At 70.9% G+C, this 12,338-nt stretch carries 15 protein-coding genes; 6 read left to right on the top strand and 9 right to left on the bottom strand.

Features of this window, described 5'->3' with window-relative positions; genetic code table 11:
- Window positions 1-200 precede the first annotated feature (200 nt).
- The 3 genes from ACIBK1_RS37710 to ACIBK1_RS37700 all read right to left on the bottom strand — a co-directional run bounded on the left by ACIBK1_RS37710 (window position 201) and on the right by ACIBK1_RS37700 (window position 1,619).
- Complete coding sequence (locus ACIBK1_RS37710) at window positions 201-470, bottom strand: GlsB/YeaQ/YmgE family stress response membrane protein (protein ID WP_030510362.1); 270 nt, start codon at window positions 468-470, stop codon at window positions 201-203.
- A gap of 190 nt (window positions 471-660) precedes the next feature.
- Window positions 661-1,119, bottom strand: coding sequence for a 2-C-methyl-D-erythritol 2,4-cyclodiphosphate synthase (gene ispF, locus ACIBK1_RS37705; RefSeq protein WP_030510363.1), 459 nt, complete (start codon window positions 1,117-1,119; stop codon window positions 661-663).
- 17 nt (window positions 1,120-1,136) lie between these two features.
- On the bottom strand, window positions 1,137-1,619 hold the full coding sequence (locus ACIBK1_RS37700) for a CarD family transcriptional regulator (RefSeq protein WP_030510364.1): 483 nt from the start codon (window positions 1,617-1,619) through the stop codon (window positions 1,137-1,139).
- A 257-nt stretch (window positions 1,620-1,876) separates the two neighbouring features.
- Between ACIBK1_RS37700 and ACIBK1_RS37695 the strand changes: the two genes are divergently transcribed.
- Entirely contained in the window at window positions 1,877-2,545 is a 669-nt protein-coding gene (locus ACIBK1_RS37695; RefSeq protein ID WP_396740445.1) for a copper chaperone PCu(A)C, read from the top strand.
- Between the two features lie 92 nt (window positions 2,546-2,637).
- Here the strand turns inward: ACIBK1_RS37695 and ACIBK1_RS37690 are convergent, their stop codons facing one another.
- Entirely contained in the window at window positions 2,638-3,327 is a 690-nt protein-coding gene (locus tag ACIBK1_RS37690; RefSeq protein ID WP_030510366.1) for a response regulator transcription factor, read from the bottom strand.
- On the bottom strand, window positions 3,324-4,514 hold the full coding sequence (locus tag ACIBK1_RS37685; RefSeq protein WP_051762175.1) for a sensor histidine kinase: 1,191 nt from the start codon (window positions 4,512-4,514) through the stop codon (window positions 3,324-3,326). The genes ACIBK1_RS37690 and ACIBK1_RS37685 overlap by 4 nt, the downstream gene beginning before the upstream one ends.
- A gap of 104 nt (window positions 4,515-4,618) precedes the next feature.
- Between ACIBK1_RS37685 and phoU the strand changes: the two genes are divergently transcribed.
- Complete coding sequence (phoU, locus tag ACIBK1_RS37680) at window positions 4,619-5,278, top strand: phosphate signaling complex protein PhoU (RefSeq protein ID WP_030510368.1); 660 nt, start codon at window positions 4,619-4,621, stop codon at window positions 5,276-5,278.
- 117 nt (window positions 5,279-5,395) lie between these two features.
- Window positions 5,396-6,841 carry a hypothetical protein gene (locus ACIBK1_RS37675; protein ID WP_396740443.1) on the top strand — a complete coding sequence of 482 codons (1,446 nt, stop codon included), beginning with the start codon at window positions 5,396-5,398 and terminating at the stop codon, window positions 6,839-6,841.
- Between the two features lie 53 nt (window positions 6,842-6,894).
- Here ACIBK1_RS37675 and ACIBK1_RS37670 read toward each other — a convergent pair whose 3' ends face one another.
- From ACIBK1_RS37670 to mshA, 3 genes are read right to left on the bottom strand one after another with little or no spacing between them, the layout of a single operon-like run.
- Window positions 6,895-7,638 (bottom strand): phosphoglyceromutase, encoded by a 744-nt coding sequence (locus ACIBK1_RS37670; protein ID WP_396740442.1) that lies wholly within the window; start codon window positions 7,636-7,638, stop codon window positions 6,895-6,897.
- Window positions 7,639-7,677: 39 nt separating this feature from the next.
- Window positions 7,678-8,163: a YbjN domain-containing protein gene (locus ACIBK1_RS37665; protein ID WP_396740440.1), complete on the bottom strand. Its 486-nt coding sequence runs from the start codon at window positions 8,161-8,163 to the stop codon at window positions 7,678-7,680.
- A gap of 10 nt (window positions 8,164-8,173) precedes the next feature.
- The gene (gene mshA, locus ACIBK1_RS37660; protein ID WP_030510372.1) at window positions 8,174-9,457 is read right to left on the bottom strand and encodes a D-inositol-3-phosphate glycosyltransferase; all 1,284 of its coding nucleotides are present in this window, start codon (window positions 9,455-9,457) and stop codon (window positions 8,174-8,176) included.
- A gap of 130 nt (window positions 9,458-9,587) precedes the next feature.
- Between mshA and ACIBK1_RS37655 the strand changes: the two genes are divergently transcribed.
- Genes ACIBK1_RS37655 through ACIBK1_RS37645 form a run of 3 tightly spaced genes read left to right on the top strand, consistent with a single transcriptional unit; the run spans window position 9,588 to window position 11,751 of the window.
- On the top strand, window positions 9,588-10,388 hold the full coding sequence (locus ACIBK1_RS37655; RefSeq protein WP_396740508.1) for an SDR family NAD(P)-dependent oxidoreductase: 801 nt from the start codon (window positions 9,588-9,590) through the stop codon (window positions 10,386-10,388).
- Window positions 10,385-11,194: a class I SAM-dependent methyltransferase gene (locus tag ACIBK1_RS37650; RefSeq protein WP_030510374.1), complete on the top strand. Its 810-nt coding sequence runs from the start codon at window positions 10,385-10,387 to the stop codon at window positions 11,192-11,194. The genes ACIBK1_RS37655 and ACIBK1_RS37650 overlap by 4 nt, the downstream gene beginning before the upstream one ends.
- Window positions 11,195-11,223: 29 nt before the next feature.
- Window positions 11,224-11,751: a GNAT family N-acetyltransferase gene (locus ACIBK1_RS37645; protein WP_030510375.1), complete on the top strand. Its 528-nt coding sequence runs from the start codon at window positions 11,224-11,226 to the stop codon at window positions 11,749-11,751.
- A 17-nt stretch (window positions 11,752-11,768) separates the two neighbouring features.
- On the opposite strand, the gene ACIBK1_RS37640 is transcribed toward ACIBK1_RS37645, so the two are convergent.
- Window positions 11,769-12,287: an O-acetyl-ADP-ribose deacetylase gene (locus ACIBK1_RS37640; RefSeq protein ID WP_030510376.1), complete on the bottom strand. Its 519-nt coding sequence runs from the start codon at window positions 12,285-12,287 to the stop codon at window positions 11,769-11,771.
- Window positions 12,288-12,338 lie beyond the last annotated feature (51 nt).

Raw genomic sequence — 12,338 nt, 5'->3', positions numbered from 1 at the left:
GCCTGCCTCACACTGCCTGCCTCACGCTGTCCACGCGCACCCCGCGGCCGTTACGCGACCCGTGCGCATCGTTCGCCGGCCATGAGTGGCCGGCGACTCGACGCACTCGGCAGTAGAACGCGCAGGCCCGCCCGGCTGGGGAGCCGGACGGGCCTGCGCGCTATGGGGTGAGGGCGGGGGCCGCCCCACCGAACGAGGGCTTACACCCGCGACCCTCGCTTGAGGCCGGCGACGATGCCCACACCGACGACGGCCAGTACGACCTGCATGACGAGTTCGATCCAGTCGATGCCCGGCGTCGTGTCGACACCCATGACCTGGGCGAGCGCGGTACCGATGAGCGCCGCGACGATGCCGACGACGATCGTCAGGATCCAGCCGATCGGCTGGCGGCCCGGCAGGAACAGGCGGCCCAGAGCGCCGATGACCGCACCGATGACGATGGCGCCGAGAATGGACTCGATTGTCATATCGACCTCCCGATGAGGGTGACCCTTTCATCCTCGGAGTGTGGAGTACCCCATGCGACGGGAATATGCGCGCCATGAAAGAAAAAAGGGGCGGCGACTCGATTCCGCGCCTGGTTCGAGCCGCCGCCCACGCGTTAGTGAGACGCACCGGGTCTCGTTGAGGTTGGCATGTCCGTTTGGAACGGACCATTCACGCCGGGAGGATCAGGGCGGTCGCGATGGCCGCCACGCCCTCGCCGCGGCCGGTGAGCCCGAGGCCGTCGGTCGTGGTCGCGCTGACGCTCACCGGCGCCCCTGCGGCGGCCCCGAGGGCCTTCTCCGCCTCCGCGCGTCGAGGCGCGACCTTCGGGCGGTTTCCAATGATCTGAACGGCCAGGTTGCCGATCTCGAATCCTGCCGCCCGCACCTGGCGGGCCGCCTCCTCCAGGAGGGTCACGCCCGCGGCACCCGCCCAGCGGGGATCGGATGTGCCGAACAGCGCGCCCACGTCTCCGAGTCCGGCCGCCGACAGCAGCGCGTCACAGCAGGCGTGCGCGGCGGCGTCGCCGTCGGAGTGACCGGCCAGCCCGGTCTCCCCCGGCCAGAACAGGCCGGCGAGGTGAAGCTCCCTACCAGATGCGAAAGGGTGGACGTCGACTCCGACGCCCACCCTTGGCGATGTGATGTTCAGGAGTTCAGCACCTCGTCGAGCAGGGCCTCCGCCTTGTCCTCGTTGGTCTTCTCGGCCAGCGCGAGCTCACTGACGAGGATCTGGCGCGCCTTGGCGAGCATGCGCTTCTCACCGGCGGACAGGCCGCGCTCCTTGTCGCGCCGCCACAGGTCGCGCACCACCTCGGCCACCTTGTTGACGTCCCCCGACGCCAGCTTCTCAAGGTTGGCCTTGTAGCGGCGGGACCAGTTGGTGGGCTCCTCCGTGTGCGGCATGCGCAGCACGTCGAACACCCGCTCGAGTCCCTCTTGGCCGACGACGTCGCGCACACCGACGAGCTCGGCATTTTCCGCTGGTACCTGTACGGTCAGGTCGCCCTTGTCGACCTTCAGCACCAGGTAGGTCTTTTCCTCACCCTTGATGGTTCGGGTCGTGATGGCCTCGATCCGAGCAGCCCCATGGTGGGGGTAGACGACAGTGTCGCCGACCTGGAAAGTCATGTGACGAGTACCCCTTCCGCTGTACTCCAGGGTACCACGCGGTTACCGCCTCCCGGAACAGTGAAAGGAACATAACTGCAGGTCAAAGCCTCGTTTTGGGGCTTGACAAGCCATCCACTCTGTGAATCGGCATACAGGACATACCGGATGACCTGCAGTGCTGCGGCCCGTGGACCGGGAGCCGACGCCGGACCGGTGACCGGCGCGGATAAGGTGATTGCTGCCCATACACGTGCGTACCAAGGAGACCTCGAACCGTGACCAGCAGCAGCCGTCGCAGGGCGATCGCCATTGCCGCGCTCCTCGCCGCCGCCATCCCTGCACTGGCCGCGTGTGGCGCCGGTTTCGACGCCAACACCAACGCGCCGTACGCGCCGAACGAGGCGGGTGTCCTCACCAACGGCGACGGCGCCGGCAAGGCATACGGCAAGAACGGCGTCATGATCCCGCAGGCGTTCATCCTCGGGCCGGACTCCGGCCAGCAGCTCGCCGCCGGCGGGTCGGCGTCGCTCTACCTGACTCTCCTGAACAGCACGGGGACCGCCGACCAGCTCACCAGCATCGTCCCCGAGGAGCAGAAGGCCACCTCGGTCAGCGTGCAGAGCCCCATCGACCTCCAGCCGGGCACCCTCGCCAAGACCCCCGGGGTCACGGTCGAGGGCCTGAAGACGCCGCTGCGCGGCGGCGAGAGCATCAAGCTCACGCTCCAGTTCAAGAACGCCGGCGACGTCGCGCTCACCGTGCCGGTCATCGCGCGCAGCCGCGAGTTCGCGACGCTGCCGCCCGCGCCGACCGCCACGCCGACGACCTCGTCGCTCCCCACCGGGAGCCCGGCGCCGACCGACACCGCCGCCTCGGACTCCGCCGCCACCTCGGAGACCACGGGGGCCGCTCCCTCCGAGACGCCCGCCGCGAACGCCGGCTGACGGCCGCGTAGACGCGCAGGAGCCCCTGTCCGGCCGGACAGGGGCTCCTTTCACGTCAGGGGGCCGCGCGAGCCGCACGAGCCCGCACGGACTCACTCGTCGGCGGGGTCGAACTTGTAGCCGAGGCCGCGCACGGTGAGGATGCAGCGGGGGTTGGACGGATCGGCCTCGACCTTGGCCCGCAGCCGCTTCACGTGCACGTCGAGCGTCTTGGTGTCGCCCACGTAGTCGGCGCCCCAGACCCGGTCGATGAGCTGGCCGCGGGTGAGCACCCGCCCGGCGTTGCGCAGCAGCACCTCCAGCAGCTCGAACTCCTTCAGCGGGAGCTGCACCTGCTGGCCGCGCACGGCCACGATGTGCCTGTCGACGTCCATGCGGACCGGTCCCCCGGCCAGGACGGCCGACTCCACCTCCTCGACGTCGCCCTGCCTGCGCAGCACCGCGCGGATGCGCGCCACCAGCTCACGAGACGAGAACGGCTTGGTCACGTAGTCGTCGGCGCCCAGTTCGAGGCCGACGACCTTGTCGATCTCGCTGTCCTTGGCGGTCAGCATGATCACCGGCACCTTCGACCGCTGCCTGAGCGAGCGGCACACCTCGGTTCCGGGCAGGCCCGGGAGCATCAGGTCGAGCAGGACGAGGTCGGCGCCGTTGCGGTCGAACGCGTCCAGCGCGTCGGGGCCGGTGGCCGCCACCGCGACCTCGTACCCCTCTTTCCTCAGCATGTACGACAAGGCGTCCGAGAACGACTCCTCGTCCTCGACGACGAGTACCCGAGTCACTGAGCGGCCTCCTGGGGAATGGTCGTGCTTGGTACGGGGACCGCCTGACCGCCGAACGCGGGAAGGCGAAGAGTGAAGGTCGAACCGGAGCCCTCTTTGCTCCACACCGCGACCTCGCCGCCGTGGGCGACGGCCACGTGTTTGACGATCGCGAGACCGAGCCCGGTGCCGCCGGTGGCCCGGGACCTGGCCGCGTCGACGCGGAAGAACCGCTCGAAGATGCGCTCCTGCGCGTTCTCCGGGATGCCGATGCCCTGGTCGCTCACGCTCAGCTCGACGGCGTTCCCCGCCGGCCTGGCGCTGATCACGACGCGGGTGTGCTCGGGGCTGTAGGCGACGGCGTTGTCGATGAGATTGCGCAGCGCGGTGACGAGAAGCTCCTCGTCGCCCCAGACCTTCAGGCCCTCGGTGCCGCCCGCGACGAGCGCGATGTCCTTGGCCGAGGCCTTCGTGTTGCACCTGTCGATGGCCTCGTGCACGGTCTCGTCCACGGGCACCTGGTCGGGCGCCGGGATGGGCTCGCCGCCCTGGATCCGCGACAGCGTGATCAGGTCCTGCACCAGGTAGGTCAGGCGGGCGGCCTCGTGCTGCATCCGGCCGGCGAACCGCCTCACGGCCTCGGGGTCGTCGGCCGCGTCCTCGACGGTCTCGGCGAGCAGGCTCAGCGCGCCGACCGGCGTCTTGAGCTCGTGGCTGACGTTCGCGACGAAGTCCCTGCGCACCGCCTCGACCCGCTGCCGCTCGGTCTGGTCCTCGGCGAGCACCAGCACCTGCCCGTGGGAGCCGAGGGGAGCGACCCGCACCGCGAACGACGTGGACTCCTGCCCGAACTTGCGGCCTGCCGTCTCTATCTCGCTCTCGCGGATCTCGCCGTCCCTGCGGACCTTCCTGGCCAGCACCAGCAGCTCGGCGGCCATCAGCGACTCCCCGCGTACGAGGCCGAAGGCGCGGGCGGCCGAACTGGCGCGCAGCACCCGGTCCTCGCGGTCGAGGACGACCGCCGAGGAGGGCAGCACGGCGAGCACCGACGCCACCCCTGGGGGCAGGCCGTCGTCTTCTGGTTCCGGCGTGCGGGGCTTGTCCGTCTGCCGTCGGATCGCGAGCATGACGAAGGAGCCGAGGACGAATCCGCCCAACGCCGCCATGCTCGCCAGCAACTCGTTCACATTCAGCAGCCTAGGCGGCATTTCCGGTTCTTCCACCTACCTCACCTGGGACGACGGCCCTGTTTCCGGAAAAGTTCATCCGGCGGTCGAAATTCGTTCATCGACCCGCGCGTAGCGTGGCGGCCATGCGCGACGCCTATCACGAAGAGCTTGCGGCCCTGACCGACCGCCTGGTGGAGATGACCCGCCTGGTGCGGTCGGCCATGTCGAGGGGTACGACCGCCCTGCTCGACGCCGACCTGCAGCTGGCGGAGAGCGTCATCTCCCAGGACAACGAGGTCGACCGGCTGCACCAGGAGCTCGAAGCCTCGATCTTCGAGCTGATGGCCACGCAGCAGCCGGTGGCGGTCGACCTGCGTACCGTCATCACCGCCCTGCGGATGGCGGCCGACCTCGAACGCATGGGCGATCTGGCCGAGCACATCGCCAAGCTCGCCCGGATGCGTCACCCCGAGTCCGCCATCCCGGCCGAGCTGCGTGACACGTTCGTCGAGATGGGCGCCATCGCCGAGAACCTGATCACCAAGGCGGGCAGCTGCATCGCCTCCCGCGACATCGAGCTCGCCAAGGAGCTGGAGGAGGACGACGACGCGATGGACCGCCGTCACCGCCGCCTCTTCCGCGTCCTGCTCTCCAAGGACTGGGAGCACGGCATCGAGGCCGCCATCGACATCACGCTGGCCGGCCGCTACTACGAGCGGTACGCCGACCACGCCGTACGCGTCGCCCGCGACGTCGTGTACCTCGTCACGGGTACGCGCGACGCGGACGCCCTCGCCGGCTGACGCGGCAGCGTACGGGGGCGCGAAAGCCCCGGTCCTCGGGGGGCCGGGGCTTTCGCGTGCCCTCGAATCGCCAGACTCTGGGTCGTTTGTCGCACGCGCCGAATAGTCTTCGCTCCCGTGCCGAGACGATCATGGGTGCACCGCGTCTCCAAGGGCTGGGCGGCGGCGACGCTGACCGCAGTCGCTCCTTCCCTCTTCTTCTGGGTCATATGGACCCTGACCGGCGACTACGGCAGCCGGAGCTACCTGTCGATGTCCTCGGGCTCCTGCCTCGGGTGGGACATCTACGATCAAATCTCCCCCTGGGCCTATCCCGTGAAGGCCGTTCCCCTCTTCTCGTACGGCGGGGCGCCGCTTATCGTCCTGGGCTTCGCGGGCTGGTATCTGAGCGTCCGGAGGGGGCGGGCCGGACTCGGCAGGATCATCGGCCGTTGCGTCGCCGTCGTCCTGCTCGTCCTCGACCTCCCCCTCTTCCTGCTCCCCACCCTCGATGCGGCGCTCGGCCCCGCGTGCGAAGCGATGTGGGGGCCGCCCGAGCTGCTGTCCCGGCAGATCGGGTGGGGGCTCTACGACTGCCTTCCACCGATCCTCGTCCTGCTCGCCGTACGCGCTCCCCGGCGCGCGTTCGTACGGCGCGGCCCGGTCGTCCGTACGGCGGCGGCCGTCCTGGCGGTGACCGCGGTCGTCCTCGTCCCTGCGGCGTCGGCCTCGCCCGGCAAAGTGAGCACCGAACGGGAACTCGACTGTGCCGGATTCGGCGACGGCACGGTCAAGGGGCTGAGCGAGACGGATAAGCGCTTCCTCTGCGCGGTCCGCGGCTACGACCGCCCGTACGACTCCGGCGTGGAGGGGTGGGACGAGGTCTCCGACCAGGACGTCGTGGCCCAGGGGCGCCAGCTGTGCGCGCTGGCGACCCGGCACGGAGGAGACATCCACGCTCGGGCGGTCCAGGAGGCACCCCAAGCGTCCCTGGCGAACATGCTCGCGGGCCTGTGCCCGGCCGTGACCCGCGCGCGGCAGGCGGAGGCCGGCCGTCAGCAGGCGGAAGAGGACGCGTACGTCGCCAAGAAGGAGCGGGCCTGCGCGGCGCACCCGCGGCACCGACCGAAGATCAGGCCCGTACGGCAGCGCCGGGCCACCTTGTGGGCCGAGTTCTGGACCATTGGCGGCGAGGAGGACGGCTACGAGGGCGATCCCCCGGAGCTGGTGGAAAACCTCGTGGGAACCGGCCGGGGCACGCTGGCGATCTGGGCCGCCGACGAGATCGGCCATGCCTGTGTAACGGTCGAGTCCTACACCCGGCGTCCGCCGCTGGAGACCGGAGGCTGGGAGGAGGTGGTCGAGGTCGGGTACGAGAGCCCGACCGGGTCTCTGCAGCTGTACGGCGTTGACGGACCGGTGCTGAAGGACCTCATCACACGCGGCCCGGGTTCGTACCGGGTCCGGGTCCACCTGCGCGGCCGCAAGCTTGTCTACCAGGTGGCCTATCCCCCGGACGGCGCCGTCGAACTCCTGGTCCAGGTGTTCCCCGGCACGGCGAAGAGGCCGGTCGCCTACAAGTGACCGAAGGCCGCGCCCCCACAGCGGGACGCGGCCTTCGTGACAGACGTGAGAGGTTACTTCTTGCCCTGGTTGGCGACGGCCTCGATGGCGGCCTTGGCGGCCTCAGGGTCGAGGTACTCGCCCCTTCCGATCGGACGGAAGTCGGCGTCCAGCTCGTAGCGCAGCGGGATGCCGGTGGGGATGTTCAGGCCCGCGATGTCGGCGTCGCTGATGCCCTCCAGGTGCTTGACCAGCGCGCGCAGGGAGTTGCCGTGCGCCACCACCAGCACGTCGCGACCGGCCGCGAGGTCCGGCACGATGTCGTCGTACCAGTACGGCAGCATGCGCCCCACGACGTCCTTGAGGCACTCGGTACGCGGCACCAGCTCCGAGGGCAGCAGGGAGTAGCGGCCGTCGCCGAGCTGGGAGTACTCGTCGTCGTCGGCGATCGGCGGCGGCGGCACGTCGTAGGACCGGCGCCACAGCATGAACTGCTCGTCGCCGAACTCCGCGCGGGTCTGGGCCTTGTCCTTGCCCTGGAGCGCGCCGTAGTGGCGCTCGTTCAGCCGCCAGGAGCGCTTGACCGGGAGCCACAGCAGGTCGGCCGCCTCAAGCGCGATGTTGGCGGTCCTGATGGCCCGGGTGAGCACCGAGGTGTGCACCACGTCGGGCCGGATGCCGGCCTCCAGGAGCAGCTGACCGCCGCGCCGCGCCTCCTCCTCGCCGGTCGGCGAGAGTGTGACGTCCACCCAGCCGGTGAACAGGCCTTTGACATTCCATTCGCTCTCGCCGTGCCGCAGCAGCACCAAAGTCGCCATGCGGCCAATCCTATCGGCGTGCGGCAGACGTCCCGTTGGTCAGGACTCGACCACCCGCGCGAAGGCCTGGAGGTTGGCCAGCGACTCGCCCCGCTTGACCCGCCACTCCCACTCGCGCCTGATGGACGTCGCGAAGCCCAGCTCGAGCGCGCGGTCGAACGACTCGTCCGAGTAGGTGAGGACGCAGCCGAGCACCCGGTCGATCTCCTCCTCGGTCACCGCGTCCAGCGGCAGCCGGCCGACCAGGTGCACGTCGCCCGTGTCGTCGACGGCGAAGTGGACGCCGTACATCGAGCCGTTCTTGTGGAGCAGCCAGCGGTAGAACTCGGCGTGGTTCTCGTCGGGCTGCCGGCAGAAGAACGCCTCGATGTTGAGCGCCTGGTCGCCGACGACGAGCCAGGTCAGCGTGGCGAGCTTGTGCTGGCCCGGCAGTTTGACCAGGAACGCGCCCGGCTTCGGCCGCTCGTAGGACAGCTCGGCGGACTCCAGCGCCGACGCGATGACGGCTTCCAGATCCGGTCTCATACGCCCCAGCCTACGAGTTGACCGCGACGGGGGTCCGGTGGAGCTGGGCCATGGCGCCGGCGTAGACGTCGGCCAGCCGGGCGGCCGTCGCCGACCAGCCGAAGCCCGTGGCGTGCTGCACGGCGTTGGCGGCCAGCTCGGCGAGCCGGTCCGGACGCCGGGCCAGCGCGGCGAGCTCGCGCGCCCAGTCGTGCGGGTCGTGTCCCGTCACCAGCACGCCGGACACGCCGTCCTTGACGGCCGTGCGCAGGCCGCCGACCGCCGCCGCGACGACCGGCGTGCCGCACGCCTGCGACTCCAGTGCGACCAGTCCGAACGACTCGTTGTACGAGGGCACCACGGTCACGTCGGCGGCCCGATACCAGTCCGCCAGCTCCGGCTGCGGGGCGGGCGGTGCGAGCCGTACGACGTCGGTGATGCCCAGCTCGGCCGCGAGGTCGCTGAGCAGGGAGGGGTGGGCGAGGCCGTTGCCGCTGGGCCCGCCCACGCACGCCACCACGAGCCGCGACCGCAGCGAGGGGTCCTCCACGAGCATCCGGGCGGCGGCCCTGAGCAGCACGTCGGGAGCCTTGAGCGGCTGGATGCGGCCCACGAACAGCAGCACGTGGGCGTCCTGCGGCAGGCCGAGGCGGCGGCGCGCCGCGCCCTTGGACGCGGGCTGGAAGACGGCGAGGTTCACACCCGGGTTGACGACCGCCACCCGTTCGCGCGGCGCGCCGTACAGGCTGATCAGCTCCTCGGCCTCCGCGGCGGTGTTGGCGATCAGGCGGTCGGCGACCTCCACGACCTGCTCCTCGCCGAGCACGCGCATCGCCGGCTCGGGCTTGTCGCCCTCGGCGAGCAGGAGGTTCTTCACCTTGGCCATCGTGTGCATGGTGTGCACGAGCGGCACGCCCCAGCGCTCCTTGGCCAGCCAGCCCACCTGGCCCGACAGCCAGTAGTGCGAGTGGATCACGTCGTAGCGGCCGGGGTCGTACATCGCCTCGGTGCGCAGCACGCCGGACAGGAAGCCGCACAGCTGCCCGGGCAGATCCGCGCGGTCGAGCTCCTCGTACGGCCCCGCGGTGACGTGGCGTACGAGCACGCCCGGGGTCAGCTCGGCGACCGGCGGCAGATCACGGGCCGTGCGGCGAGTGAAGATCTCCACCTCGATGCCCAGCGCCGCGAGCCGCTTGGCGACCTCGAGGATGTAGACGTTCATGCCGCCCGCGTCCCCCGTGCCCGGCTGGTCCAGCGGGGACGTGTGCACGCTGATGGTCGCGACGCGGTTGACCCGACGCCGTAACACCGACACCCGAACCACCTCCGAGAGCGTTATAACCACCAAAATCATCACCGGATTCCCCGACAACGGTGAGCATCGGGTGTCCTGAGAGGATGTCGCCTGCCGAACGAGGCGATGGGGAAGGACGATGGCGGTGACGATGACCAATCCCGCGACCAATCCCGCGGCGAGCGATCCTGCGACCGAGACCGCGGTCAAGACCGCGGTGGTGACCGGCGCGAGCAGCGGCATCGGCGAGGCGACGGCCCGCCGACTCGCCGCGGAGGGATACCGGGTCGTGGCGGCGGCGCGGCGGCGGGACCGGCTCGACAAGCTGGCGGCCGACGTGCCCGGCGTGCGCCCGGTGACGCTGGACGTGACCGACCAGGCGTCGGTGGACGCGCTGGCCGCCTCGCTGGACCGCTGCGACGTCCTGGTGAACAACGCGGGCGGCGCGTTCGGGCTCGAAGCGGTGGCCGGGGCCCGGGTGGACGACTGGCAGCGGATGTACGACGTCAACGTCCTCGGGTCCCTGCGCATGACCCGGGCCCTGCTGCCGAAGCTCATCGCGTCGGGGGACGGCGTGCTGGTGATGCTCACCTCGACGGCCGGGCTGGTGTCGTACGAGGGGGGCGGCGGCTACTGCGCCGCCAAGCACGCGCAGACCTCGATGACCGAGACCCTCCGCCTGGAGTTGTGCGGCGACCCGGTGCGGGTCGTCGAGATCGCGCCGGGCATGGTGATGACCGAGGAGTTCGCGCTGACCCGCTTCCGCGGCGACGCCGAGCGGGCCGCCAAGGTCTACGAGGGCGTCCCCGACCCGCTGAGCGCGGACGACGTCGCCGACGTGATCGCCTTCGCCGTGACCCGCCCGTCGCACGTGAACATCGACAGGTTGGTCGTCCGGCCCCGCGCGCAGGCCGCCCAGCACAAGGTGCACCGGGTCACAGCGGGGACATGAGACCGGTCCGGCCCGTCGGGACGGTCACGCGGGGCACCACCGGGCACAACCGCCTGCGCCGCTGCGACCGCTGGATCGCCGCCGTGTACGGCCCGCTGCTGCGCTCGGCCCGGGCGGGGGCGGCGCCGCTGGTCGTGGACCTCGGCTACGGCGCGTCCCACACCACGACGACGGAGCTGTTCACCCGGCTGCGCCGGGTCTGCCCCACGGTCGAGGTGGTGGGAGTGGAGATCTCCCCCGAGCGGGTCGCGGCGGCCAAGCCGTACGAGCGGGAGGGGCTGACGTTCGTCAGGGGCGGCTTCGAGCTGCCGGTCCCCCGCCCGCCGATGATCGTGCGCGCCTTCAACGTGCTGCGGCAGTACGGCGAGGCCGAGGCGTGGGACCACTGGCACCGGCTGCGGGCCGGCCTGCACCCCTCGGGCGTGCTCGTGGAGGGCACCTGCTCGGAGATCGGCCATCGGGCGACCTGGGTGGCGCTCGGCGCGGACGGGCCGCGCACGCTCACCCTCGCCGCCCGGTTCACCGGCTTCGAGCGCCCCTCCGACCTGGCAGAACGGCTGCCCAAGACGCTGATCCACCGCAATGTGCCCGGCGAGCGGATCCACGCGTTCCTGGCGGACTGGGACCGCGCCTGGGCGGCCTGCGCCTCCTTCGGCGCGTACGGCACGCGGCAGCGCTGGATCAAGGCGGCCGAGCTGCTGTCGCGGGACTGGCCGGTGGAGGCGACCCCGCCGACGGGCGGTCCGGGCCGCTGGCGGCTCGGCGAAGTGACCCTGCCCTGGAGCAGCGTCTCCCCCCGCGGTTGACGGACGGGGCGGTTGATAACGTCCGGCCCATGCGTTTCGTCCTCGACCCGGAGATGACCCCCGAGCTCTTCGAGGAGCTCCTGAGCTGCTGGGCGGAGGTCACCAACGCGGGCGGCGCGGTGGGCTTCGTGCCTCCCGTGACGCCGGACGACGTCAGGCCGACGGCGGACAAGGCGTTCGCCCGCACGCGCGCCGCCGCCGGGCCGGGGGCCCCGGACAGCCTCCTCGTCGGGTACGGCGACGACGGCGCCCCGGGCGCGTGGCTCATCCTGGGCGACAACGGCTCGGGCCTGCGGGCGCACTGGCGGTGGCTGCTGCGCGTCATGGTCCACCCCAAGCACCAGGGCAAGGGCTATGGCAGGGCGCTGCTGCTCGCCGCCGACGACGCCGCCAGGTCGCTCGGCCTGGAGGCGCTGCAGCTGACCTGCCGCGGCGGCACCGGGGTGGACCGCTTCTACGCGAGCGTGGGCTACCGGGAGGTCGGCCGGGTGCCTCGCTCGATCCGGGTGGCCCCCGGCGACGACCGCGACGAAATCTACATGCTCAAGTGGCTCTGAAAATTTTGGCCCAATGCTTATCCGATGTCCCGTAGGGCCGAATCGAACACCGCATAGGCTGCGGTGTTGAACAGCACGAAGCGCACCTCTTCCACCACGGCCGGGGCGGCCCGCCGTACCGCGGTGATCGCGATGCGGGCGGCGTCTTCGACCGGCCACCGGTAGATCCCCGTGGAGATCGCGGGGAACGCCACCGTGCCGACGCCCAGCGCGTCGGCGACGACGAGCGACTCCCGATAGCAGGAGGCGAGCAGATGGGATCGGTCCTCGCTCCGCGAGTACACGGGGCCGACCGTGTGGATCACCCATCGCGCGGGCAGGCGCCCGGCGGTGGTCGCGACCGCCTGCCCGGTCGGCAGCCCCCTTCCGTACCGGGAGGCGCGCAGTGCCCGGCACTCCTCGAGGATCTCGGGGCCACCGCGCCGATGGATGGCTCCGTCCACCCCTCCGCCGCCCATGAGCGACGAGTTGGCCGCGTTGACGATCGCGTCCACTCGCTGCTCGGTGATGTCGCCTTCGACCAGAACGATTTTCATGCCACCCACCTCTCTACAGGACGTAGTACTACCCCAGGTAGGCTGAAAGAC

Source organism: Microbispora rosea (assembly GCF_044460045.1).
GTDB classification, from domain to species: Bacteria; Actinomycetota; Actinomycetes; order Streptosporangiales; family Streptosporangiaceae; genus Microbispora; species Microbispora rosea.
Note: the sequence above shows the minus strand (reverse complement) of the source record. Positions and strands in the feature narration are given on the sequence as shown.

Coding starts and splice junctions, on each gene's coding strand:
- ACIBK1_RS37710 (WP_030510362.1), bottom strand. CDS start 470: ATGACAATCGAGTCCATTCTCGGCGCCATCGTCATCGGTGCGGTCATC.
- ACIBK1_RS37700 (WP_030510364.1), bottom strand. CDS start 1,619: ATGACTTTCCAGGTCGGCGACACTGTCGTCTACCCCCACCATGGGGCT.
- ACIBK1_RS37685 (WP_051762175.1), bottom strand. CDS start 4,514: ATGCCGCCTAGGCTGCTGAATGTGAACGAGTTGCTGGCGAGCATGGCG.
- phoU (WP_030510368.1), top strand. CDS start 4,619: ATGCGCGACGCCTATCACGAAGAGCTTGCGGCCCTGACCGACCGCCTG.
- ACIBK1_RS37670 (WP_396740442.1), bottom strand. CDS start 7,638: ATGGCGACTTTGGTGCTGCTGCGGCACGGCGAGAGCGAATGGAATGTC.
- ACIBK1_RS37665 (WP_396740440.1), bottom strand. CDS start 8,163: ATGAGACCGGATCTGGAAGCCGTCATCGCGTCGGCGCTGGAGTCCGCC.
- ACIBK1_RS37655 (WP_396740508.1), top strand. CDS start 9,588: ATGACCAATCCCGCGACCAATCCCGCGGCGAGCGATCCTGCGACCGAG.
- ACIBK1_RS37650 (WP_030510374.1), top strand. CDS start 10,385: ATGAGACCGGTCCGGCCCGTCGGGACGGTCACGCGGGGCACCACCGGG.
- ACIBK1_RS37645 (WP_030510375.1), top strand. CDS start 11,224: ATGCGTTTCGTCCTCGACCCGGAGATGACCCCCGAGCTCTTCGAGGAG.
- ACIBK1_RS37640 (WP_030510376.1), bottom strand. CDS start 12,287: ATGAAAATCGTTCTGGTCGAAGGCGACATCACCGAGCAGCGAGTGGAC.